The following is a 1,693-nucleotide window of genomic DNA, read 5'->3' on the forward strand; positions in this document are numbered from 1 at the left end:
TTTTATGAGTACAGTCTTGGGTGAATTTACGAACCGTCGATTTTTAGGAATCAAGGTGCTTTATGATCCATGATACTACCGGATATGAGATTCGTTCTGAACAGAGACACGACACTTCTTTAAGAAGTATCAAAGATATTTTTACAATGGAGAGTTTGATCCTGGCTCAGGATGAACGCTAGCTACAGGCTTAACACATGCAAGTCGAGGGGCAGCATTATCGAAGCTTGCTTTGATAGATGGCGACCGGCGCACGGGTGAGTAACGCGTATCCAACCTTCCCCATAGTCAGGAATAGCCCGGCGAAAGTCGAATTAATGCCTGATGTTTTCCACGGACGGCATCTGATGTGGAACAAAGATTCATCGCTATGGGATGGGGATGCGTCTGATTAGCTTGTTGGCGGGGTAACGGCCCACCAAGGCAACGATCAGTAGGGGTTCTGAGAGGAAGGTCCCCCACATTGGAACTGAGACACGGTCCAAACTCCTACGGGAGGCAGCAGTGAGGAATATTGGTCAATGGGCGGAAGCCTGAACCAGCCAAGTAGCGTGAGGGATGACTGCCCTATGGGTTGTAAACCTCTTTTATAAGGGAATAAAATACGGGACGTGTCCTGTTTTGCATGTACCTTATGAATAAGGACCGGCTAATTCCGTGCCAGCAGCCGCGGTAATACGGAAGGTCCGGGCGTTATCCGGATTTATTGGGTTTAAAGGGAGCGCAGGCGGTCTTATAAGCGTGACGTGAAATGCAGCGGCTCAACCGTATGATGTGCGTCGCGAACTGTGAGACTTGAGTGTATTCGATGTCAGCGGAATTTGTGGTGTAGCGGTGAAATGCTTAGATATCACGAAGAACTCCGATTGCGAAGGCAGCTGACAAGGCTACAACTGACGCTAAAGCTCGAAAGTGCGGGTATCGAACAGGATTAGATACCCTGGTAGTCCGCACGGTAAACGATGGATGCCCGGTGTTTGCGATATACAGTGAGCGCCCAAGCGAAAGCGTTAAGCATCCCACCTGGGGAGTACGCCGGCAACGGTGAAACTCAAAGGAATTGACGGGGGCCCGCACAAGCGGAGGAACATGTGGTTTAATTCGATGATACGCGAGGAACCTTACCCGGGCTTGAACTGTAGGCGAACGATCCAGAGATGGTGAGGCCCTTCGGGGCGCCTATGGAGGTGCTGCATGGTTGTCGTCAGCTCGTGCCGTGAGGTGTCGGCTTAAGTGCCATAACGAGCGCAACCCCTCTCTTCAGTTGCCATCAGGTTATGCTGGGCACTCTGGAGACACTGCCACCGTAAGGTGTGAGGAAGGTGGGGATGACGTCAAATCAGCACGGCCCTTACGTCCGGGGCTACACACGTGTTACAATGGGTGGTACAGAGAGTTGGGTGTACGCAAGTGCATTCTAATCAAGAAAGCCATCCTCAGTTCGGACTGGGGTCTGCAACCCGACCCCACGAAGCTGGATTCGCTAGTAATCGCGCATCAGCCATGGCGCGGTGAATACGTTCCCGGGCCTTGTACACACCGCCCGTCAAGCCATGAAAGCTGGGGGCACCTGAAGTCCGTGACCGCAAGGGTCGGCCTAGGGTGAAACCGGTGATTGGGGCTAAGTCGTAACAAGGTAGCCGTACCGGAAGGTGCGGCTGGAACACCTCCTTTCTGGAGACGGATCTTAGAT

General features: G+C 52.5%; 1 rRNA gene. It reads left to right on the plus strand.

Going from position 1 to position 1,693, the window contains the following annotated elements:
• Nucleotides 1-143: 143 nt before the first annotated feature.
• Nucleotides 144-1,674, plus strand: a 16S ribosomal RNA gene (locus tag CIK88_RS06790).
• Nucleotides 1,675-1,693: the final 19 nt, after the last annotated feature.

The sequence above is a fragment of the Prevotella sp. P5-50 genome (assembly GCF_002251295.1).
Lineage (GTDB): Bacteria > Bacteroidota > Bacteroidia > Bacteroidales > Bacteroidaceae > Prevotella.